We start from the raw sequence: 21,091 nt of genomic DNA, 5'->3' as shown, positions 1-21,091 counted from the left end.
AGCCGAAATAAGGATTAATTGTCGTAATGCCATGAACAGCGTATCTGCTCAACCAAAGCTCGCGCCGAACAGGAGACCCCAAATGCTGCGCACCGCCACCCATGACACTTCGGTCGTCACCGTCGCGTTCGACACAGGAACGCAAGCCCGCTTTCACGCCGTCTGGTTGCGCGACAACGCGCTGGACCCGGAAACCCGGGCCCCGGGCAACGGCCAGCGGCTGATCACCATCGGCGATATCCCTGCTGACATCTCGGTCAGTTCAGCCGAGGTTGTCGCGGGCGGCCTTCAGGTCACGTTCCAGCCCGAAGACAAAACCGTTACTTTCCCGGCCGAATGGCTGGCCGAACACAACTATGATTGCGAACGGGACGACACGCTGGGCCGCACCGGCCCCGGCATCATCACCTGGGAAGGCGGGATCGCCGCCCCCTCTGGCGACTGGAACGAGGTTCATGCCAGCCCTGCGGCCAAACGCAACTGGCTGGCGTCTGTGGCGAGTTACGGCTTTGCCAAGCTGACTGGCGGGCCAACCGAACCAGAGTCGCTTTTGAAAGTGGCCGACCTGTTCGGCTATGTCCGCGAAACCAACTATGGCCCTTATTTCGAGGTTCGGACGGAAGTGAACCCGACCAACCTCGCCTATACCGGGCTTGGCTTGCAGGCCCACACCGACAACCCCTATCGCGACCCTGTGCCGACGCTGCAAATCCTCTATTGTCTGGAAAACAGCGCCGAAGGGGGCGACTCGATCGTGGTCGATGGCTTTCGCGCTGCCGAAAAGCTGCGTGCGCAGAACCCCGAAGGTTTTGCGCTGCTGGCAGGCTACCCGGCACGGTTTGAATACAAGGGGTCTGACGGTGTCTGCCTGCGGTCCCGCCGTCCGATGATCGAATTGTCGCCGGATGGCGAACTGGTTGGCATCCGCTTCAACAACCGTTCCTCAGCGCCTTTCGTGGACGTGCCTTTCGACAGGATGGAAGCCTATTACGCGGCTTACCGCCAACTGGGCGAGATCATCGACGACCCGGCCTTGGGCGTGTCGTTCAAACTGGAGCCGGGCGAAAGCTTCATCGTCGACAACACCCGTGTCCTGCATGCACGGCTGGGCTATTCCGGTGCCGGTTCGCGCTGGTTGCAGGGATGCTATGCCGACAAGGACGGGTTGCTGTCCACGCTGGCGGCGATGGAGATGACGCAGCCGGAGGCAGCGGAATGAAGCCCGATTTCTCGACCCTGAACCGGGACAATATCGTCGCCTTCATCGGGGATATCTTCGAACGCCGCGGCGGTGAGGAATATCTTGGAGAACCCGTCACCATGGCCCAGCACATGCTGCAAGGCGCCACCATCGCCGAACAGAACGGCCAGCCTGAAGAGATCATCGTCGGCGCCTTGTTGCATGATATCGGCCATTTCACATCCGAGTTCGGGACCTACCACCCCGATGATACCGAAGATCGCCACCACGAAGATGCGGGTGCTGAGGTGCTGGAACAGTTCTTCCCTTCGGTCATCACCGATTGCTGCCGCTATCACGTGGCCGCCAAACGGTATCTCTGCGCCACCAAGCCCGAATATTTCAACCGCCTCTCTGCCGCCTCGGTCCATACCTTGGAACTGCAAGGCGGCCCGATGAGCGCCGAAGAAGTCGCCGCCTTCGAATCCAATCCGAACCTGAAAGAAATCATTCAGGTCCGGTATCTGGATGAGGCCGGCAAACGGGCGGATATGGAGACACCGGATTTCGCCCATTTCGCACCGATGGTGCAGCGCATGGTCGACAAACACCTGGGGGCATCATGAGCGCACCCGAGTACATCTTCGAGGCCAGTTCCAAGCCATCCCTGCCGTGGCACGAGGTTCCCCTGATCCGGGCGACGGACAGCACGGTCAAGGGGTACGGCTGTTTGGTCGGCGACCCCGAAACCTTTGAAATCGAGATCGTACGCTGGCCGCAGCAGGGCTGGCGACCGATTGACGACGGCACGGGTGACGAAGGCGGCTGGGTTGAAGGCACGTTCAAATGCGATTGGCAGGGTGACGTGCTTTACGGTGAGAACGAGGCGGTCAAAGGCCATTACGTGCTGGGTTGGTCCGCCGACCCTCAGCAGGCGCAAACCGACCGACAAACGGCCCCGCGGAATCAGGTGTTGCTGTGGCATATGAACTATCACCCCGATGGCGGCCAGATGTTCTGGCCGCTGGACAACAAGCCCTTCATCGTGCCTGCTGCCCTGCCCGGCGACGACCTGACCCCTGAGAAAGTGGTGGCATTCTGGTGCGACGGGTCAAAGGGGCTCTATATCCATCCCGGCATCTGGCACGAAGGGATTTTCCCGGTTGGAGACAACCAGCGTTTTCTGGATCGTCAGGGTCGGGTCCACGCGCGGGTCAGCGCCGATATCGGCAAAGAGTTCGGCGTTTATCTGGCCTGCCCGCTGCGGGCGGACAAAGTCAGGGATTTGTGACCAACGCCCCCTGATGCCTCGGGCGCCGGTGTGCAATCCAGATCTGCAAGGCCAGCAGATAAGGCACAAAGAACGCGAAATTCTGCACCAGATCAAAAGGGCCCGAGAAATCGGGCTCTGACCCCACCCCTCCGGTCAGCAGATACCAAAGCGTATAGTGGACGCGGTAAAGCCACGACCCCAACGCCAGCCAGAACAGCCGCAATCCCCATGCCCAATGGCCTGCGCGATCCCCTTCCAAAGCCCTGCGCGCCACCATCAGCGCAGCCGTGAAAAGACACAGCCCGTACAGAAAAAAGGCGGCAGACATCAGCGGCCCACCGATGGTTCCGCGCAGGGGAATATAGCTCATGCCCGCCAGCCCGGTGATCCATGCCAGCACCACCAGACAGGCTCCCATCATGCGGTGAAATCGATTGTACTTGAGCCGCAGCCCCTTCAACAGTTGAAGCGGGACGAGTGCGACCAGAAAAGTACCTGCCAGAATGTGCAGCAACATCGCGGCATTGCCGACATTCTCACCATCAGCGAACAAATAGCTGTGCCGGGCGGCGTCCTGCGAAAACCCAACGCCGATCGTGTCGAACCCGTGCATCACAAAGGGCAGCAGAGTCAGATAGAACGCTGCCAGCAATAGCCCGATAGCCACACGAGAATTCAGGGTTTGCATACTTGGACCTTAGCGCCCCAAGACAAAGCGTCTACCGCGTAAAACCCAGCAAATCCTCTGAACGTAGATGGAATCATCTTAAAACCGCCAGATTCGAGTGGACTAAATTGGAACAGGGTAAAAAAGTACCTCGGGAAAGCCTGTTTTTGCTCTTGTCAAAACGCAACTGTTGCACTGCGAAAGGAGCTTAATTTGGGGCTCCTGTTCCTGTTCATGTTTGGTTTCGTGACAATCATGACACTTACAAGTTGGGCAGCAGCAATTTTGCTCGCTTCGGTTTTCCCGATATTCAACTTCAAAGATGAATTTATTGAGTTCTGGATCAGAACGCGCGGCTCTCCGCCATCACGCAGAAGGCTGATTCTGAACGCCTATGGGGCGGCCAACTATTTTTTCATGGCTGAAAAGTGCCACGACTTAAATGTGCCCAATGGCATAAGGATCGTCCCCAATGCCAATTTTTTACAATCATTTATGCTAGGTTTCGCATCGATTCTTGTCGCAGTGCTCTTTTGGGTCGCCGTTTTCTTTACCTATGTCCTTGTGCGCGTCTACATCTGACGGAAGCGCCTACAACCCCAGCACATCCACCATGTCATATTGACCGGGCGCCTTCCCCTGCCCCCACAGTGCCGCCTTCAGCGCGCCGCGGGCAAAAATCGCGCGGTCGCTGGCCAGATGGCGCAAAACGATTCGCTCGCCGGGCGCGGCGAACAGGACGTCATGTTCACCAACGATGTCGCCACCGCGAATGGCGTGGAAGCCAATGTCACCACGCTTGCGCGCACCGGTGATGCCATCCCGCCCCCGGTCGGCCACATCCGACAGTTTGACGCCACGCCCCTCGGCGGCGGCCTCGCCCAGCATCAGCGCGGTGCCGGATGGTGCGTCCACCTTGTGATGGTGATGCCCTTCGATGATTTCGATATCAAAATCCTCATCCAGTGCAGCCGCGACTTTCTTGGTCAGTTGCACCAGCAGGTTGACGCCAAGGCTCATGTTCCCTGCCCGCACGATCACCGCGTGGCGCGAGGCCGGTTCCAGAGCGGCGATCTGCTCATCCGTCATGCCGGTTGTGCCGATTACATGCACACAGCGCGCCTGCGCGGCCAAAGCGGCAAAGTCCAGCGTCGCCTCGGGCGCGGTAAAGTCGATCACCGCCTGTGCCTGCGCAAAAGCTTCCAGCGGGTCATCGGTAACTTTGACGCCCAGCGCCTTGCCACCCATCGCTTCGCCCACATCCTGACCGACCCAGTCATGCCCTTTGCGCTCGACCACGCCGACCAGACGCGCCTGATCACTGTCGGTTACGGTGTTGATCAGCATCTGCCCCATACGGCCCGAAGCCCCTGTGATGACGATACCCGGAATATGGGTCATGGCGGTATTCCCTTGCTGCAAACTGCTCAAAGCCTCCTACCTCGTTCGCGCCCGCTTGGCAAAGCCCCGGTTTGCGCTTAGATCGGGGATTATGGCAAAGAACAAATTCCACGATGGCCCCGGCCCGTCCCAACGACAGCTGCGCGTCGGCGAACTGATCCGCCGCACCCTGTCCGAGGTTCTGGCGCGCGGAGATGTCCACGACCCCGACCTGAACCGCATGTCGATCACAGTGGGCGAGGTGCGCACCTCGCCCGATCTGAAAATCGCCACCGCCTATGTGCTGCCCTTGGGCGGCAAAGGGCAGGAGGACGTGATCGATCTGCTCGCCCGCAACAAAAGTGAACTGCGGCGCATGGTTGGCAAAAAGGTCGGCCTGAAATTCTCGCCCGATCTGCGGTTCCGCCTTGATGACACGTTCGACCGTCTGGACGACACCCGCCGCATGTTCGAACAGGACGCGGTGCGCCGCGATCTGGACGAGTGATCCGGGCACTTGTCACATTGGGCGCGGTTGTCTGGGCCGTGCAAGCCTCTGCGGTTACTTGCGAAAAGCTGACCCATGATGACAAGCGTTACACCGTCTGCGAAGTCGACGCGGCGAACGAAGACCTGCGCCTGTTTCTCAACGACGAAAACGGGGATCTGCTGGGGCATTTCTCGTCGGTGAACGAGGCGCTGGTCCCCGGCGGCAAGCGTCTGGCCTTTGCCATGAACGCGGGCATGTACCACGATGACCGTTCGCCCGTCGGCCATTATGTCGAGAACGGCAAAGAGGTCATGCGGGTGATCTCCAACCCCGGCCCCGGCAATTTCGGCCTGCTGCCCAACGGCGTGTTCTGCATCCGCGCGGGCCGCGCTGACGTGTTCGAGACGCTGGATTTCATCGACCGGGCCCCCGACTGCCGGTTCGCCAGCCAATCCGGCCCGATGCTGGTGATCGATGGTGAATTGCACCCCCGGTTCCTGCCCGATTCGACCTCGCTCTATGTGCGCAACGGGGTGGGCACCAGCACCGATGGCACCCGTGCGGTGTTCGTGATTTCCGAAGATTACGTCACATTCCACGAATTCGGCCGTCTGTTCCGCGACGTGCTGGAAACTCCGAATGCGCTGTTCTTCGATGGCAATATCTCTCGCATGTATGACCGCGCGAACAATCGGTCCGATGTCGGGTTTTCGCTGGGGCCGATCGTGGGTGTGGTCGAAGACGCACCTTGAAATTGACAGGACGATGGCGATCCGCTAGGTCGCGCGCCTCAGCAAGATTGAAGGTGCTATATGGGACGCAAACGCAAGGGTCGCGACATTTCCGGCTGGCTGGTGGTGGACAAGCCCGCGGGCATGACGTCGACCGCTGTGGTCAACAAGGTGCGCTGGGCGATGGATGCCAAAAAGGCGGGCCATGCGGGCACGCTTGACCCCGAAGCGACCGGCGTTCTGGCCGTGGCTCTGGGTGAGGCGACCAAAACCGTTCCCTACATCACGGATGCTCTGAAAGCCTACACCTTCACTGTCCGTCTGGGCCAGGCCACCAACACTGACGATGCCGAGGGCGAAGTGATTGCCGAAAGCGATGCCCGCCCGTCAGACGAAGACATCAAGCGGGCGTTGACCCCGTTTCTGGGCGACATCATGCAGGTTCCGCCCAAGTTTTCCGCCGTGAAAATCGACGGCCAGCGCGCCTACAAACTGGCCCGCGACGGCGAAGACGTGGAACTGACAGCCCGGCCCCTTTGGGTCGAGGAACTGATCCTTGTCGATCGCCCCGACCCGGATCACGTGGTGTTGGAGATGACCTGCGGCAAGGGCGGTTATGTCCGCTCGATCGCCCGCGATCTGGGTGAAGCGCTGGGATGCCACGGCCACGTCCGGGAACTGCGCCGGATCTGGTCCGGACCGTTCGAGGCCGAAGACGGGGTGAGCATCGAACAGATCGACGAAATGGCAAAGACAACGGCGCTGGACGACTATCTGCACCCGCTGGAAGCCGGCCTGTCCGACCTGCCAGAGCTTAAATGCACCCCCGAAGGCGCAACCCGCCTGCGCAATGGCAACCCGGGCATGGTGTTGGCCTCGGATGTTGAATACGGCGACGAGGCATGGGCCTCGCTGGATGGCAAGGCCGTGGCCGTGGGGGTTTACAAATCAGGCGAATTGCATCCCAGCCGGGTGTTCGCCGCCTGAACCGCGTGTTAGGCGAAAGGCATGATCACCCGAACGCACACCAAGGGCGATGCGCCCTCGACCGCCATCTACTCCGACTGCGAGAAATACCGCTATAGCCTGACCCGCGTGTGGGACCCGGCAGGGCGCAAGGCGCTGTTTGTCATGTTGAACCCGTCTACCGCGACCGAAGTGCAGAACGACCCGACGGTTGAACGCTGCGAACGTCGTGCCCGGGCGCTGGGGTTCGGCGCGTTTCAGGTGACCAACATCTTTGCCTGGCGCGACACCGATCCGCGCAAGATGCGTGCCGCTGCCGATCCGGTAGGCCCGGAAAATGACGCCGCCATTCTTGAAGGTGTTCGGTGGGCCGATCAGGTCATCGCCGCCTGGGGCACCCATGGTGCGCATCTGGACCGGGGCCCGGCGGTGGAGACCCTGTTGCGCAACACCGGCCAGCCGCTGTTCCATCTGGGCTTGACCAAAGACGGCCACCCCAAGCACCCGCTTTATGTCGCCTACAGCCAACAGCCCGAGCAATGGTGATAAAGTATTAACCATTTCAATAACTTGACTTTGACCCGATCGCCAATTGCATGGGATGTTCACCCTCGGAGCATTCTGCGATCGGAGAGGTGTCATGTTTCTGGCCGGATTGATCGGACTCGCCGCCATCGGCGGTGCCGCATACGCGATGAGCGACATGCTGATCGAAGACGAGGACGTTTCAGAGGACGGGCCCAACGAGGACCCGGAAACGGAACCCGACACCGGAGAGTTTCTTGATATTGGCGAAAACGTCGAAGACCCGGTGAATCCCGACATCGAAACCCAGTCCACTGGCACCGTAATCTCTGAATTCGAAGGAGACCTGGTGATTGCCGGCAGCGATGGCCCTGACCAGATCACCGGGCAGGACGGTGTCGACCAGATCAACGGGTTTGGCGGCGATGATACCATCGAAGGCGGCAGGGGTGATGACGTTCTGCACGGGGGCGAAGGTACGGACACGATTTCGGGCGGTCAGGGTGATGATGTTCTGCACGGAGAGGCGGATGACGACTTTCTGTTCGGCAATGAGGGGGACGACGCCCTGTTCGGCCATTTCGGGGACGACACCCTGGATGGCGGCGAAGGCGAAGACGAACTTTATGGCGGTCAAGGCGACGACACTCTGACGGGCGGGGCCGATGATGACGCGTTGCAGGGCGGGTTCGGAGACGATGCCCTGAACGGTGGCGCAGGTGAAGATACGGTCTTTGGCGGCGACGGCGATGACTTTGTCTTTGGCCTCGAAGAAGGCGCAGCCGAAAAAGACTTCCTGAATGGGGGCGCCGGTGACGACACCATTGTGGCAGGCGGCGGGGATGTGGTTAACGGTGGGCAGGGCGCCGATGACATCGTGCTGAGCCCGGGTGACGAAGACGTGACCGTCATGGGATTCCAACCCGGTGAGGACAAGTTGCTTGTCACCTGGGAGGATGAGGCTGACCCGGAGATCGAGGTGGAACGCGACGCTGAAAACGCCAACCTGACCCGGGTCATGATCAACGGTCAGGAAGTGGCGCAGGTATACGGGGCCCAAGGCATGACGGTGGCCGACATACAATTGATCACCGAAGCGCAACTGGCCCAGTACGGGCAGATGGTCTGAGCCCGCAAATTCCCTTTGCCATTTGGTGAAAATGCGCTTATACGCGCCCATCCGCATCGGAATCGGTGCGGTTTTCTCCATGGGCCTGTGCTGGACGACATCCCGGCCTGCGCCATCAACTCTAACCTTTGAAGGAGACCCCGATGTCGATCACTGCTGAAGAAAAAGCACGCGTCATGAAAGAATTCGCAACCAAAGAGGGCGACACCGGTTCGCCTGAAGTACAGGTTGCCATCCTGACCTCGCGCATCACCACTTTGACCGAGCACTTCAAGACCCACAAGAAAGACAACCACGGTCGTCGCGGTCTGCTGAAGATGGTTGCCCAGCGCCGCAAGCTGCTGGACTACCTGAAAGGCAAAGAAGAAGCACGTTACCAGGACCTGATCAAAAAGCTGGGCATCCGCCGCTAAGCGCTTTTTTGCAAATGACCTGAAACCGGGTTTTCCGGTTCAACGCCCGCCAACCGGCGGGCGTTTTCCGTTGGATCCGCCGCAAGCGATACATCCCTCTTAACTTGCCAGAGCAGCTGAGCATTACGTGGCCGTCAGGGAATGTCCGTTGCGGCACTTGGTTCTAAGCTTTCTGCGTGTTTTCCCAGCGCGTGGCATAGTCACTTTGCGACACACTTGCACTTGTCTTGGTGCCGGCAACAGGTTTTCGAACCACATAATCCAGAAGAACAGGCAATCCCGGACCAAAAGTTCCCAGCGGTCGCGGACGTTTCTTTGTCTTGTTGGGATCCGTCATCTTCACCACGTCACGGGCGGCGTATGGCCTCAATGGCTGCCACACGCATTTCAGAGCCTCATAGTTCATGGCGTTGACCCAAAAGCCGTACACGATCTCTGGGCAGATCTGATAGAAGCCGTGATTGATCCAGTTGTTCGATGGCGAATGTGCGATAAACACACCCCCGGGCTTCAGCATCTTGTCGATGTTTCTGTAGGCCGTCGGCAAGTCGAACACGTGCTCGCATGTTCCACCGTCATAGATAACGTCAAACCGACCAACCAGATTTTCAGGCAAGTCCCCCGCGAGATCCTGAACGATGCTCGCACCTTCGAAATCCGAAAAATCCAGCGAATCCACTTCCAAGAACCCAAGTTTCCGAAAGAACGTTTCCGAATATCCATCATCCGGGTTGCAAAGGTCAGCTTCGGCCACTCCGGGCAAGTATTTCTGCAAGGTTTCCCTGAACAATGCGGCGGACGTAGACCGGCGCGCACCGATCCAATCCTGCCGCCCAAGCATCAGAAAGCTTCCTGAAAGGTCATTGGATTTGACATCTTCGATCAGGCGCGCAGCCAGGACATCAACAATTGACACTCATTCCTCCGAAGGGTGGTCCAAAGCGGTTTTCTTCGCGTGAACGTCCTATTCTGAGGATTCAATGTCAACGCAATAGCAATGTTCCGGAACATGCGGCAAAGCGGGCAAGTTTCCTGGCCAGCGTAAAGTTGGCAGCTTCCCTGCTTTGCTGACATCCTGCGCCCGGGTGTTCGGCATCCGGCATCAAGCGCAGAGCCCGACCTGTGCGGTTTTCTTCGCGCTGACGGGTATGAAATTCCGGTCAAGACACCGCGCAGATCTCTTCACTTTATGCAGGCTCCACAAAACCGAAGACGCCCACCAATCGGCGGGCGCCTCGTTCATGGGAAAAATCTTCGGCTCTACATTTTCGCCTTCTCTGATTTCAACGCCAGCCACAGGCAGTAGCACATTATCAGAACCACCAGCGTAAAGGGGATGCCGGTTGAAACCGCCGCGCCCTGCAATGCGGAAAGACCGCCTCCCAACAGCAATGCGATGGCAACCAGGCCTTCCAAAGTGCACCAGAACACGCGCTGAACCACGGGTGCGTCCATCTTGCCGCCTGCGGTGATCGTGTCGATCACCAAAGATCCGGAATCAGACGAGGTGACGAAGAAGATCACGATCAGGACAAGGGCGATCGGGGCTACGATGCCGTAAAGCGGCAGCTCCTTCAGGAAACCGAACAGCGCTCCCTCGGGGGCGTAGCTGTCGATCACGGTCGCGCGCACACCTTCTGCTCCGCCTGCGTTCAACATGTCGATGGCTGCGCCACCGAAGGTCGACATCCACAGGGCACAGACGGCTGTTGGCGCCAGCAGCGCACAGATTACGAACTCGCGCACCGTACGGCCCTTTGAAATGCGGGCAATGAACATGCCAACAAACGGTGACCATGCGATCCACCACGCCCAGTAGAAGGTCGTCCAACCGTGGAAATAGCTGGTGTCTTCCCGTCCGAACGGGTTCGACAGCGCGGGCAGGTGCAGCACGTAATCAGTCATCACGTTGAAATACCGCGCGATGGCGGTGCCAATGCCCGTTACAGCGATGACGAAAAGGAACAGCCCCACGGCCATGATCATATTGATCTCACTCAGCCGTTTGACGCCCGCATCCATGCCCAGCAAAACCGAGCCCAGCGCGATCAATGTAATACCAATGATCAGCAGAACCACGACGGTGGGGCTGGGTTCGATGCCGAAGACCTCGTATAGGCCAGCGGCAACCTGCTGAGCACCCAGACCGAGCGATGTGGTCAATCCGAACAACGTGGCAAAAACCGCCAACGTGTCGATGATATGGCCCCACCAGCCCCAGACCCGTTCACCCAGAATTGGATAGAAGGCCGAACGCAAAGTCAGGGGCAGGTTCAGATTGTAGCTGAAAATCGCCAGGCTCAGGCCGACTGCGGCGTAAACCGCCCAGCCTTCCAGCCCCCAATGGTGAATGGTTCCAACAACGCCGATATACTCATTGCCCGGAACAGCGATATCGATACCCAGTGGGCGCGCATTCCCGTCTTCGGCAAAGTTGTAGTAGACCGGCTCCATCACACCGAAAAACAAAAGACCGATACCAATACCGGCGGCGAACATCATCGCAATCCATCCGGCGTAGGAATAATCAGGCTTGGCGTCCTTGCCGCCGATCCGCACACTGCCGACGGGCAGGATGATCAGAACGAGGCAAAACAGGGTGATTGCATCTACCGAAAGGACCAGAAACCAATCGAACGTGCTGGTCAGCCAAGGCCGGAGCCAGCCGAAAAACGTAGCTGCGGCCTCTTGGTTGGCCAATGCGATCAGAACGAACGCAAAGATCATGATACTCGAGATCAGAAAGACCGGGTTGTGAATGTCCAAGCCAAACGGCCGGACGTTATCCTGCCCCAGTTCATATTCCGTTTCGAAGTCGTAAATCCGGGGGTCCGGATCCAGCATCTTCTTTGTTTGTGCCATTCGATTGCCCTTCTGTTCGCTGTCTGCAAACGCCAAGGTATTCGGTCGGCGGACGGGAATGAGTTAGTTAACCCCCTTGGCGCGCTTCCGTCATTTCGACCGCAGGCTTAGTGATAAGAGCTTATACTGCCTTCATATTTTTACAAAATGCATTCGATTGCGGATATGTTAGCGCTACATGCTGTTCCGGGTTCCCGTAACCCCGGACCTGAAGAACCAACAGCGACTTGATAAGTTGATCGTTGTTCGGGCTTGAATCTTTTGCGCCCGGTGGCAGCACAAGCCAGTCCCGGCATGAAACGGCCATCCGATGCAGTTTCGCTTTCCTTCCAACGCATTCTCATGTATGCGCGCGGTATCTGAGACGTTGTGCCCTGACCCCGGCACTCGAATGGAAGATAAATTGGGGTCGGCGGCAATGGGGCCGCCACGCAAAACGGGAGACCCGCAGGGGCGGGAGTGCTCCCATCTAGGATACGCATATGTTTGATGTAACGAAGAAATCGATGCAGTGGGGCGAGGAAACGCTTACACTGGAAACCGGCAAGGTTGCCCGTCAGGCTGACGGCAGCGTGATTGCCACCCTGGGCGAAACCAGCGTCATGGCCAACGTGACCTTCGCCAAGGAACAGAAGCCCGGTCAGGACTTTTTCCCGCTGACCGTGCATTACCAAGAGAAATACTATGCCGCCGGCAAGGTTCCGGGTGGCTTCTTCAAGCGCGAAGCGCGCCCGACCGAGAAAGAGACGCTGACCGCGCGTCTGATCGACCGTCCGATCCGTCCGTTGTTCGTTGACGGCTTCAAAAACGAAGTCCTGGTGATGTGTACCGTGCTGAGCCACGATCTGGTCAACGATCCCGACATCGTTGCGATGATTGCTGCTTCGGCTGCTCTGACCATCTCGGGCGCACCGTTCATGGGCCCGATCGCGGGCTGCCGCGTGGGATACACCGACGGTGAATATGTCCTGAACCCGACCGTGGACGACATGCAGGACCTGCGCCTGAACCCCGAACAGCGTCTGGACCTGGTTGTGGCCGGCACCAAAGACGCCGTGATGATGGTGGAATCGGAAGCGTACGAACTGTCCGAAGCGGAAATGCTGGGTGCGGTGAACTTTGCGCATGAGCAGATCCAACCGGTCATCGACCTGATCATCTCGCTGGCGGAAGAAGCCGCGAAAGAGCCGTTTGACTTCCAGGCGCCGGATTATTCCGAGCTTTATGCCGCCGTTAAGGCCGCCGGTGAAGAGCAGATGCGCGCCGCCTTCGCGATCACCGACAAGCAAGAGCGCACCGCCGCCGTTGCCGCCGCCCGCGAAGCGATCAAAGAGGCGCTGACCGAAGAGCAGCTGGAAGACGGCAACCTCGGTTCCGCGATGAAAAAGCTGGAAGCCGGCATTCTGCGCGGCGACGTCGTCAGGGGCGGCAAGCGGATCGACGGTCGTTCGACCACCGATGTCCGCTCGATCGTTGCGGAAACCTCGATTCTGCCCCGGACCCACGGTTCTGCCCTGTTCACCCGCGGTGAAACACAGGCGCTGGCCGTGACCACGCTGGGCACCGGCGACGATGAGCAATTCATCGACGCGCTGCACGGCAACTTCAAATCGAACTTCCTGCTGCACTACAACTTCCCTCCGTATTCGGTGGGTGAAGTTGGCCGCGTTGGTTCGCCCGGCCGTCGCGAGATCGGCCACGGCAAACTGGCATGGCGCGCGCTTCAGGCGGTTCTGCCTGCGCCGACCGACTTCCCTTACACCATTCGCGTGGTGTCCGAGATCACAGAATCCAACGGATCAAGCTCGATGGCCTCTGTCTGCGGCGGTTCGCTGTCGATGATGGATGCAGGTGTTCCGCTGAAAGCGCCAGTTGCCGGTGTGGCCATGGGTCTGATCCTGGAAGATGACGGTTCTTACGCTGTTCTGACCGACATTCTGGGTGACGAAGACCACCTGGGCGACATGGACTTCAAAGTGGCAGGTACCGAAAACGGCATCACCTCGCTGCAGATGGACATCAAGGTCGCGGGCATCACGCCGCAGATCATGGAAACCGCTCTGGCACAGGCCAAAGAAGGCCGGATGCACATTCTGGGCGAGATGGGCAAAGCCCTGTCCGAGACCAACGAATTCTCGGTCCACGCCCCGCGCATCGAGACCATGAACATCCCGACCGACAAGATCCGCGAAGTGATCGGCTCGGGCGGTAAGGTCATCCGCGAGATCGTCGAGGTTTCGGGTGCCAAGGTCGACATCAACGACGACGGTGTCATCAAGATCGCCTCGCCCGATGGTGAATCGATCCAGAAGGCCTATGACATGATCTATTCGATCGTGGCCGAGCCGGAAGAAGGTCAGATCTACACCGGTAAAGTGGTCAAGATCGTCGACTTCGGTGCCTTCGTGAACTTCTTTGGCAAGCGCGACGGTCTGGTCCACGTGTCCCAGATCGAAAACCGCCGCCTGAACCATCCGTCGGATGTTCTGAAAGAAGGTCAGGAAGTCAAAGTCAAACTGCTGGGCTTTGACGATCGCGGCAAGGTGCGCCTGTCGATGAAAGTCGTCGATCAGGAAACCGGCGAAGAGATCGTTCCGGAAAAGAAAGAAAAGAAAGAGGAAAACGCAGAGTAATCTGCCCCTCTGACCCACAGCGGAAGGCCCCGGTTTCATCCGGGGCCTTTTTGTTTGCGCGGCAGCAGGACGGTTAACTGCGCCGCAACTTTGGTAAATCAATTATTAACACTTATTGCGTGTATTAGCTCAACCTTAAGGGGGATATTGCCGTTTTCAAGGAAGCTGTTCGACCGTGGCATCGATTACTGTTTACGAAATCAGCGCAGACCCGTTCAGCAACCGCAGTGTTGATATTACTGCTGCGTATTCGGTCGACGTCACGGATAATGACGCCCTGCTGCAAGATCCCGACCCGGATGGCAGCCCGCAACTTGACCTCGGGTCTCTTCCCGGCTTTTCCGGCTCGACCCAGAATTTCAGTACTTTCGAAAACTACACAGGAACGGTCGATGGCGCGCCGGTCACGTTCATCCTGATCCAGTTTTCAAACCCGCGTTACATCATAGTCACTTCGGGTCAGGCCGAACTGAATGACACGATTTCAGATACCAGTTTTGCCGGCACCGCGCCGCCATCCGCGTATGACACTTTGCCTTCTTTCGTGTGTTTCACCACAGGATCTCTGATCCAGACACCGACTGGGCTGCGCCGGGTCGAGGCGCTGGAACCCGGCGACCCGGTCATCACCGCCGGCGGCCATGCCCGCCCGGTCCGCTGGATCGGCAAGCGCCGGTTGTCCGCGGCTGAGTTGCGGCGAAACACGCACCTGTCCCCTGTACGGATCAAGGCGGGCTGTTTCGGGCCGAACAGCCCAAGCCGCGATCTCGTCATTTCCCCACAGCACCGGATTGCCGTGACGTCGACCATGATGGAGCTTATGCATTGCGAAGCAGCGATGCTGGCCCCCGCAAAGGGGCTGATCAATGGGCATACCATCGTTCAGGAAACGCCCGCACTTGGGGTGGAGTACATTCATATCCTCTTTGATCAGCATGAGTTGGTGAATGTCGAAGGAATCTGGTCCGAGTCCTTTTACCCCGGCGACACCAGCCTTGGCGCAATGGCACCCGCCACCCGAAGCGAACTGTTCGAACTGTTCCCGGAACTTGCCAATGGTGAAGGCAGTTACGGTTCAACCGCATTGCCGGTCCTCAAACCCTTCGAAGTCCGGGTGCTGTCGGCGGATCTGGCGGTTCCGGGCTGGAAGGTCCGCCCCAATGAATCCGCGAAAGCCGCCTGACCACAGGTCAGTGCGCGACACCACCAGGGCCATGTTTCAACAGGTGCCACTGGCCGTAGCTGTCTTTCAGATCCAGTTTGATCGCCGCATCGGCTCGGGTCGAGGCGCTGCCGATCTCGGCAATGGTGAATTCGATCCCACCGGGAATATCGATGCGTACACGGTGTTCGCCGCCACCATGCGGGGCCTGAATCGGGCGCCCGGTCGACTTTAGAACGTCGCCAACGGCAACGCTGGCCGTTCGTCCTTCGATATCCATCTCAAGCTCGATCGGCAGGTACAGCGTGTCGTGCACCGTCTCACACATGGCCCGGAACACGTACCAATGGGTTGCCATCTCTTCGGTTTCTTCGCCGTGAAAGACTTTTTCCAACGCATCGCGCTGCGCCGGTGAGGCCGCGGGGTCGACGATCACCTGCATTTCGCCGCCACCTTCGAATATTGGCCCGGGCCATGCATAGATCAACGCAGCCTTGGTTCCACTCAGATCCGTTTCGCCAAAATATCCGGAGGATATTTCAAGCACCTCGAAGCCGCGGCAATCGTCATGCGTCGGCAATTCCTCGAACTGGCAGGGGCAGGCATAGCCGCAGTTGCAGTTTCCGAAGCTTTCTCCCTCGACGTACCAATCTGTAAAAGCCATGGTTTTCTCCTGTTCAGGACAGTCAGAAAGCCCGACATCGTTGGTCACATGCCCGTATGTTTCCGCAAAACAAACTATCACAACTTGATTGCAATCTGAACCTGACGCGCGCAAACGGCCGCAAATGGCATAAACCTTGGTTCCATTCGCCCTGTTTCAACCAAAAACCAATCGCAGGTGTCCGCTGCCATCCCCAGTTCGACCGCATCGCCACAACGAAAAAAGGAGATGCGATATGGAAACCTTGAAACTGCTGACACTGACGGGATTGATCGCAACCGCACCGGTTCTTGCTTTGGCCAATGTCGGACTGGGCGACAAACTGGGCACAAGCGAAGCCGATATCCGCACGGCGCTTGAAGCCCAGGGGTACCCGATCGAAGAGATCGAATTCGAAGGTGGGAAGATCGAGGTTGAACTCACCAAGGATGGCGTGGAAACTGAACTGGTTCTGTCTGACACGGACGGGGTGGTGACAGCCATCGAGCTCGAAGAGGACGACGACTGAACCTGCAACGTCCAAGGGGCCGCATGAAAGTACCTCAAACGTCTTTGCTCTGGCTCCTTCTGGTGGTGCAGGCCCTCTGCGCCGCCTTTTTCATGACGGATGCGGTGCTGGATTGGACAGGCGGTGACGGCGCAGGGTTTCGTCACCTTCATTCGTTCGAACTGTTTCTGTCGCTGGCGCTTGTCGGCGGCCTGAGCGCCACGATCGCCCTGATCCGTTCCCAGTCCAGACGGGTGCGCGACATGCAGCGGCAACTGCAAGTGGCGCAAGGGGCCTTTGCCCAGGTCATCGAAACCCAGTTCAGCGAGTGGCAGCTCAGTGATGCTGAGCGTGACGTCGCCATGCTGACGATCAAGGGTCTTTCCATCGCGGAAATCGCCGGAATGCGACAGACGAAAGAAGGGACGATCAAGGCCCAAAGCGCCGCGGTCTATCGAAAGGCGGGCGTTTCCAGCAGGGTGCAGTTGCTCAGTTTTTTTGTCGACGAACTCCTGTCAGAACCGTTGATCAGGGATGTGCCCTGAAACAGTGGCAGAACCTCATGTCTATTCACTCACACATTCCTAAAAACCTGTGAAACGAAGTGAAGGCCCGGCGCCTTTCTTTTTGGGCCAGCCTCGTCCACATCCATGGCATGCGGACTTTGGAACACTGGAGATGGTTATGTTCACGCGCCTCATTCTCGCCTCTTCGGCTCTGGCGATCAGCGCAACGGCGCTTGCCGCGCAGAGCCTGGGCGACGGCACCTATATTCACGGCTTCATCGGCTACAGCCAGCTACAGGACAGCGATTTCACCGGGACGATCGGTGGCGCGACGCAATCGGTCGATACCGAATTCGACGCAGGTTTCGGACTGGGCCTCGCGATAGGCAAGGAAATCCCGCAATGGTCCAACGATATCATCGGAACGCGGATCGAGCTGGAACTGTCTTACAGCGAAAGTGACGTGGATGGTGTGAACTTTACCGGCAATGGTCCGGGGCCCGAGGGCAATATCTCGGGCGACGTCACGCAAACCTCGTTATTTGCCAATCTGCTGTTCGATTTCAAACAGGCCGGCGCGCTGACACCGTTTGCCGGGTTTGGTCTGGGGGCCACCTATTCGGATCTGGATTTTTCTTACGGGCCGGGTGTGGCGCTGGACGATTCCGACACCACCTTGGCCGCCCAGCTGATCGCCGGCGTGGCATATGACATCAACGCGTCGACAGCGTTCACCGTTGATGCCCGTTACGCCCGTGCCTTTGATGTTTCGTCGCAGCGCCTGGCCCCCAACGGAGCTTTGACCGGCAACGTAGAGGACGATCTGGATACTTTCAGCATCAATTTCGGAATTCGCCATAATTTCTGATTGCTTCGGGTGTCAGGTTTCTCTCCGGTTTCCTGCCCCTCTTTGCCTTCGCGCCTCAGGCGCGGGGGCACCCGGAAAACCCCGAAAATACAGCACGGGTAGGACATTTCGGTGGTCGCCCGAACTGCAACAACCGCCTGCTTCATCTGGCGAAAAAATATCCTCGGGGGGAATCGTGCCAGCGGGCACGATGGGGGGCAGACAGCCCCCCTGACCCGGCAACCGGCTTACGACGGCGCTTTGGTCTTGCGCAGATAGGGGAAGATCGTTTCGAACTCGCCAAACTTGGCCTTGGCGTCTTCGTTCGACACGGTTGGCGGGATGATCACGTCTTCACCCGGCACCCAGTTGGCAGGTGTCGCAACGCCCTTGGCCGACATCTGCAAACCGTCAAGCGCACGCAGAATTTCGGCAAAGTTCCGGCCCACGGTCATCGGGTAGGTCATCGACAGCTTCAGCTGCTTGTCCGGGCCGATGATAAAGACGGAACGCACCGTGGCACTGTCAGCCGGTGTACGGCCGTCGGGCAGATATGCTTCGGCAGGCAGCATGTCGAAAGCCTTGGACACAGCCAGACCGTCATCGGCGATGATCGGAAAGCCGGGTTTGGCCTTGCCATATTCCTCGATGTCCTTCTTCCACTTTTTGTGGTCTTCGACACCATCGACCGATACGCCGATCACCTTGGTGTTGCGCGCGGCCCATTCGTCATTCAACTGCGCAACGGCCGAAAACTCGGTGGTGCAAACAGGTGTAAAATCCTTTGGGTGCGAGAACAGAATGGCCCAGCTGTCGCCAATCCAGTCGTGAAACTGAATGGTGCCCTGATCCGTTTCTGCCGTGAAATTCGGAACGGTGTCGTTGATACGCAAACCCATGGGGCATCTCCTTCTCTGTGAAAAACCTGAATCGGTTGTTTGGAACCTAATCACTTTGTGTGCAGGTTAAACCGTCCATCACGCTTGGGGATACGGAATTCGTGGGCATTGCCAGAAAATAATTTGATCAAATTCACTATTGCTCAGCCTGTGCATGGGTGACAGAGTGTCCCCGAACAGCCGGTTTCAGGCAGACCTTCAGGAGGGCTCAGGATGATCGAAAAGCGGGATTTCTATATTAATGGTCAGTGGGTGGCCCCATCGCAGCCCAATGACTTCGAGGTCATCAACCCGTCGACCGAAGACCCCTGCGCCGTGATCTCGCTTGGCGCCGAAGCCGACACGAATGCGGCCGTTGCCGCGGCCAAGGCCGCCCTGCCGGGCTGGATGGCCACGCCAGTGGAAACCCGCATCGCGCTGGTGGAAAAACTGGTCGAACTCTATGCAACCCGGGCAGAGGATCTGGCGCAGGCGATGTCGCTGGAAATGGGCGCCCCGATCGATCTGGCGCGCTCGGCGCAGGCGGGCGCCGGCATCTATCACCTGAAGAACTTCATCCGCGCCGCCAGGTCGTTTGAATTTGAGCGCCCGCTGGGGGATCATGCGCCGAATGATCGCATCATTTACGAGGCCGTTGGCGTTGCCGCTTTGATCACGCCGTGGAACTGGCCGATGAACCAGATCACGCTCAAGGTTGGGGCTGCTGCGATTGCGGGCTGCACGATGGTGCTGAAACCGTCGGAACAAAGCCCGCTGAACGCGATGATCTTTGCCGAGATGATGGACGAGGCAGGCTTCCCGCCCGGTGTGTTCAATCTGGTCAACGGCGACGGCGCGGGGGTTGGTTCGCAACTTTCGGGCCATCCGGATGTGGACATGGTCAGCTTCACCGGCTCGACCCGCGCAGGCACCGCGATTTCCAAAAATGCGGCTGATACCCTCAAGAAAGTACATCTTGAGCTTGGAGGCAAAGGGGCCAACGTCATCTTTGAGGACGCGGACGAAAAAGCGGTCAAGCGTGGGGTGCTGCACATGATGCAAAACACCGGCCAGAGCTGCAACGCCCCCAGCCGGATGCTGGTGCAACGCCCGATCTATGACAAGGCTGTGGAAACCGCGGCCGAGGTCGCAAACATGGTCAAGGTTGGCCCTGCCACAGAGGAAGGCCGCCATATCGGCCCGGTGGTGAATGAAGTTCAGTGGACCAAGATTCAGGACCTGATCCAGAAAGGCATCGATGAAGGGGCGCGGCTGGTCGCAGGTGGCACCGGACGGCCAGAGGGGCTGAACAAGGGCTACTATGTCCGCCCCACGGTCTTTGCCGATGCAGACAACCAGATGACCATCGCCCGCGAAGAAATCTTTGGCCCGGTTCTGACCATGATCCCCTTCGACACCGAAGAAGAGGCTGTCGAAATCGCCAATGATACACCCTATGGCCTGACCAACTATGTTCAGACGCAGGACAGCGCGCGTGCCAATCGCATGGCGCGGGCGCTGCGCTCGGGCATGGTCGAAATGAACGGACAATCGCGCAGCGCGGGCTCACCGTTCGGCGGCATGAAGCAATCCGGCAACGGGCGTGAAGGCGGCGTCTTTGGGCTTGAGGACTTCCTCGAGATCAAAGCTGTCGGTGGTTGGGCGGCAGAGTAACTATACCTGCAAAGCAGACAGATCGGGCGGGGCAACGCGGTTGGCCCCGCCCGCAACCCCCTATAGGGGCCGCACTACAAGCTGGGGCACGCCATCGGACGTGCGGCGCTGGGATTGACCGTCCCACCCAATCTCTCCGGTGACGCGCTGTCGAAATGCAGAAAAGCTGTCAAAGCGCACCACATCTACCGGCGTATCGAAATGCAGGGTCACTCGGCGACGCGCGCCATCGCCAAGCATGGTCAGACCGCGAATTTCGGCCGTGAACGCCTGACCCAGATAGCGCCCTTCGACCCGATCACCCACGCGCAGATGCATCCGGTTTCCGGCCATTGCGTACAAAGTGTTCCAGTCTCGAACGCCATGCTGATGGGCCAGCAGTTCCAATGCCGCACTGTGCGACAGCGAAACGCCCTTCGTTTTCAAGTCTTCCCGCAGGCGTCTCGCCTGCGCTTTCAGCTCTTCAATCGGAGCAACGGTTCGGGATCGTTTCATCATGTGCCTCGTTTCCTTAAACGGGCGCGAAGTCAGGACGGGGCTCGCATTTCCATCCGCGCGCCGGGAAAGGGCAACAGATGCTTTTCAAATCGGGTTTCACCAAAGCCAATGGCCGCGAACGGCAGG

General features: G+C 58.7%; 22 protein-coding genes and 1 pseudogene. 16 read left to right on the top strand and 7 right to left on the bottom strand.

Annotated elements, in window-relative coordinates:
- Positions 1-82: 82 nt before the first annotated feature.
- Genes GOW09_RS08055 through GOW09_RS08045 form a run of 3 tightly spaced genes read left to right on the top strand, consistent with a single transcriptional unit; the run spans position 83 to position 2,471 of the window.
- Complete coding sequence (locus tag GOW09_RS08055; RefSeq protein ID WP_171117193.1) at positions 83-1,219, top strand: TauD/TfdA family dioxygenase; 1,137 nt, start codon at positions 83-85, stop codon at positions 1,217-1,219.
- Positions 1,216-1,806 (top strand): HD domain-containing protein, encoded by a 591-nt coding sequence (locus tag GOW09_RS08050; RefSeq protein WP_171117191.1) that lies wholly within the window; start codon positions 1,216-1,218, stop codon positions 1,804-1,806. Before GOW09_RS08055 ends, GOW09_RS08050 begins: the two co-directional genes overlap by 4 nt.
- The gene (locus GOW09_RS08045) at positions 1,803-2,471 is read left to right on the top strand and encodes an ureidoglycolate lyase (RefSeq protein ID WP_171117189.1); all 669 of its coding nucleotides are present in this window, start codon (positions 1,803-1,805) and stop codon (positions 2,469-2,471) included. Before GOW09_RS08050 ends, GOW09_RS08045 begins: the two co-directional genes overlap by 4 nt.
- Here GOW09_RS08045 and GOW09_RS08040 read toward each other — a convergent pair.
- Positions 2,458-3,141: a DUF2306 domain-containing protein gene (locus tag GOW09_RS08040; RefSeq protein ID WP_171117187.1), complete on the bottom strand. Its 684-nt coding sequence runs from the start codon at positions 3,139-3,141 to the stop codon at positions 2,458-2,460. The genes GOW09_RS08045 and GOW09_RS08040 overlap by 14 nt on opposite strands.
- Positions 3,142-3,333: 192 nt before the next feature.
- On the opposite strand from GOW09_RS08040, the gene GOW09_RS08035 reads away from it, so the two are divergent.
- A complete protein-coding gene (locus tag GOW09_RS08035; RefSeq protein ID WP_171117185.1) occupies positions 3,334-3,702 on the top strand; it encodes a hypothetical protein in 369 nt (122 codons plus the stop codon).
- A gap of 9 nt (positions 3,703-3,711) precedes the next feature.
- Here the strand turns inward: GOW09_RS08035 and dapB are convergent, their stop codons facing one another.
- Positions 3,712-4,521, bottom strand: a complete 810-nt coding sequence (gene dapB / locus GOW09_RS08030; RefSeq protein WP_171117183.1) for a 4-hydroxy-tetrahydrodipicolinate reductase — start codon at positions 4,519-4,521, stop codon at positions 3,712-3,714.
- A 91-nt stretch (positions 4,522-4,612) separates the two neighbouring features.
- Between dapB and rbfA the strand changes: the two genes are divergently transcribed.
- From rbfA to rpsO, 6 genes are all read left to right on the top strand, one after another.
- The gene (gene rbfA, locus GOW09_RS08025) at positions 4,613-5,008 is read left to right on the top strand and encodes a 30S ribosome-binding factor RbfA (RefSeq protein WP_152459376.1); all 396 of its coding nucleotides are present in this window, start codon (positions 4,613-4,615) and stop codon (positions 5,006-5,008) included.
- Positions 5,005-5,742 (top strand): phosphodiester glycosidase family protein, encoded by a 738-nt coding sequence (locus GOW09_RS08020; protein ID WP_171117181.1) that lies wholly within the window; start codon positions 5,005-5,007, stop codon positions 5,740-5,742. Before rbfA ends, GOW09_RS08020 begins: the two co-directional genes overlap by 4 nt.
- Positions 5,743-5,802: 60 nt before the next feature.
- Positions 5,803-6,708, top strand: coding sequence for a tRNA pseudouridine(55) synthase TruB (truB, locus tag GOW09_RS08015; protein ID WP_171117179.1), 906 nt, complete (start codon positions 5,803-5,805; stop codon positions 6,706-6,708).
- A gap of 21 nt (positions 6,709-6,729) precedes the next feature.
- Entirely contained in the window at positions 6,730-7,233 is a 504-nt protein-coding gene (locus GOW09_RS08010; RefSeq protein WP_152459379.1) for a DUF1643 domain-containing protein, read from the top strand.
- Positions 7,234-7,327: 94 nt separating this feature from the next.
- A complete protein-coding gene (locus GOW09_RS08005; protein WP_171117177.1) occupies positions 7,328-8,341 on the top strand; it encodes a calcium-binding protein in 1,014 nt (337 codons plus the stop codon).
- A gap of 143 nt (positions 8,342-8,484) precedes the next feature.
- Positions 8,485-8,754, top strand: coding sequence for a 30S ribosomal protein S15 (gene rpsO / locus GOW09_RS08000; protein ID WP_152459381.1), 270 nt, complete (start codon positions 8,485-8,487; stop codon positions 8,752-8,754).
- Between the two features lie 163 nt (positions 8,755-8,917).
- Here the strand turns inward: rpsO and GOW09_RS07995 are convergent, their stop codons facing one another.
- Positions 8,918-9,670, bottom strand: a complete 753-nt coding sequence (locus GOW09_RS07995) for a class I SAM-dependent methyltransferase (protein ID WP_171117175.1) — start codon at positions 9,668-9,670, stop codon at positions 8,918-8,920.
- A gap of 344 nt (positions 9,671-10,014) precedes the next feature.
- Positions 10,015-11,616 carry a BCCT family transporter gene (locus GOW09_RS07990; protein WP_152459384.1) on the bottom strand — a complete coding sequence of 534 codons (1,602 nt, stop codon included), beginning with the start codon at positions 11,614-11,616 and terminating at the stop codon, positions 10,015-10,017.
- 482 nt (positions 11,617-12,098) lie between these two features.
- On the opposite strand from GOW09_RS07990, the gene pnp reads away from it, so the two are divergent.
- Together pnp and GOW09_RS22835 are read left to right on the top strand one after the other, a co-directional pair.
- Positions 12,099-14,249: a polyribonucleotide nucleotidyltransferase gene (gene pnp, locus GOW09_RS07985; protein ID WP_171117174.1), complete on the top strand. Its 2,151-nt coding sequence runs from the start codon at positions 12,099-12,101 to the stop codon at positions 14,247-14,249.
- A 175-nt stretch (positions 14,250-14,424) separates the two neighbouring features.
- Positions 14,425-15,225 (top strand): annotated as a pseudogene (locus GOW09_RS22835) (Hint domain-containing protein); the annotation flags it as partial.
- 214 nt (positions 15,226-15,439) lie between these two features.
- On the opposite strand, the gene GOW09_RS07975 reads toward GOW09_RS22835, so the two are convergent.
- Positions 15,440-16,075 carry a DUF1326 domain-containing protein gene (locus GOW09_RS07975; protein ID WP_171117170.1) on the bottom strand — a complete coding sequence of 212 codons (636 nt, stop codon included), beginning with the start codon at positions 16,073-16,075 and terminating at the stop codon, positions 15,440-15,442.
- Between the two features lie 235 nt (positions 16,076-16,310).
- On the opposite strand from GOW09_RS07975, the gene GOW09_RS07970 reads away from it, so the two are divergent.
- The 3 genes from GOW09_RS07970 (at position 16,311) to GOW09_RS07960 (ending at position 17,936) form a co-directional block, all read left to right on the top strand.
- Entirely contained in the window at positions 16,311-16,583 is a 273-nt protein-coding gene (locus tag GOW09_RS07970) for a PepSY domain-containing protein (protein WP_171117168.1), read from the top strand.
- A 23-nt stretch (positions 16,584-16,606) separates the two neighbouring features.
- The gene (locus tag GOW09_RS07965) at positions 16,607-17,107 is read left to right on the top strand and encodes a helix-turn-helix transcriptional regulator (RefSeq protein WP_171117166.1); all 501 of its coding nucleotides are present in this window, start codon (positions 16,607-16,609) and stop codon (positions 17,105-17,107) included.
- A gap of 139 nt (positions 17,108-17,246) precedes the next feature.
- Positions 17,247-17,936 (top strand): outer membrane protein, encoded by a 690-nt coding sequence (locus GOW09_RS07960; RefSeq protein WP_171117164.1) that lies wholly within the window; start codon positions 17,247-17,249, stop codon positions 17,934-17,936.
- 227 nt (positions 17,937-18,163) lie between these two features.
- On the opposite strand, the gene GOW09_RS07955 is transcribed toward GOW09_RS07960, so the two are convergent.
- The gene (locus GOW09_RS07955; protein WP_171117162.1) at positions 18,164-18,814 is read right to left on the bottom strand and encodes a peroxiredoxin; all 651 of its coding nucleotides are present in this window, start codon (positions 18,812-18,814) and stop codon (positions 18,164-18,166) included.
- Between the two features lie 213 nt (positions 18,815-19,027).
- On the opposite strand from GOW09_RS07955, the gene GOW09_RS07950 reads away from it, so the two are divergent.
- Positions 19,028-20,467: an aldehyde dehydrogenase family protein gene (locus GOW09_RS07950; protein ID WP_171117160.1), complete on the top strand. Its 1,440-nt coding sequence runs from the start codon at positions 19,028-19,030 to the stop codon at positions 20,465-20,467.
- 60 nt (positions 20,468-20,527) lie between these two features.
- Here the strand turns inward: GOW09_RS07950 and GOW09_RS07945 are convergent, their stop codons facing one another.
- A complete protein-coding gene (locus tag GOW09_RS07945; protein ID WP_171117158.1) occupies positions 20,528-20,962 on the bottom strand; it encodes a glyoxalase superfamily protein in 435 nt (144 codons plus the stop codon).
- Positions 20,963-21,091: the final 129 nt, after the last annotated feature.

It is taken from the genome of Ruegeria sp. HKCCA5463 (assembly GCF_013034175.1).
Taxonomy (GTDB): domain Bacteria; phylum Pseudomonadota; class Alphaproteobacteria; order Rhodobacterales; family Rhodobacteraceae; genus Ruegeria.
Note: the sequence above shows the minus strand (reverse complement) of the source record. Positions and strands in the feature narration are given on the sequence as shown.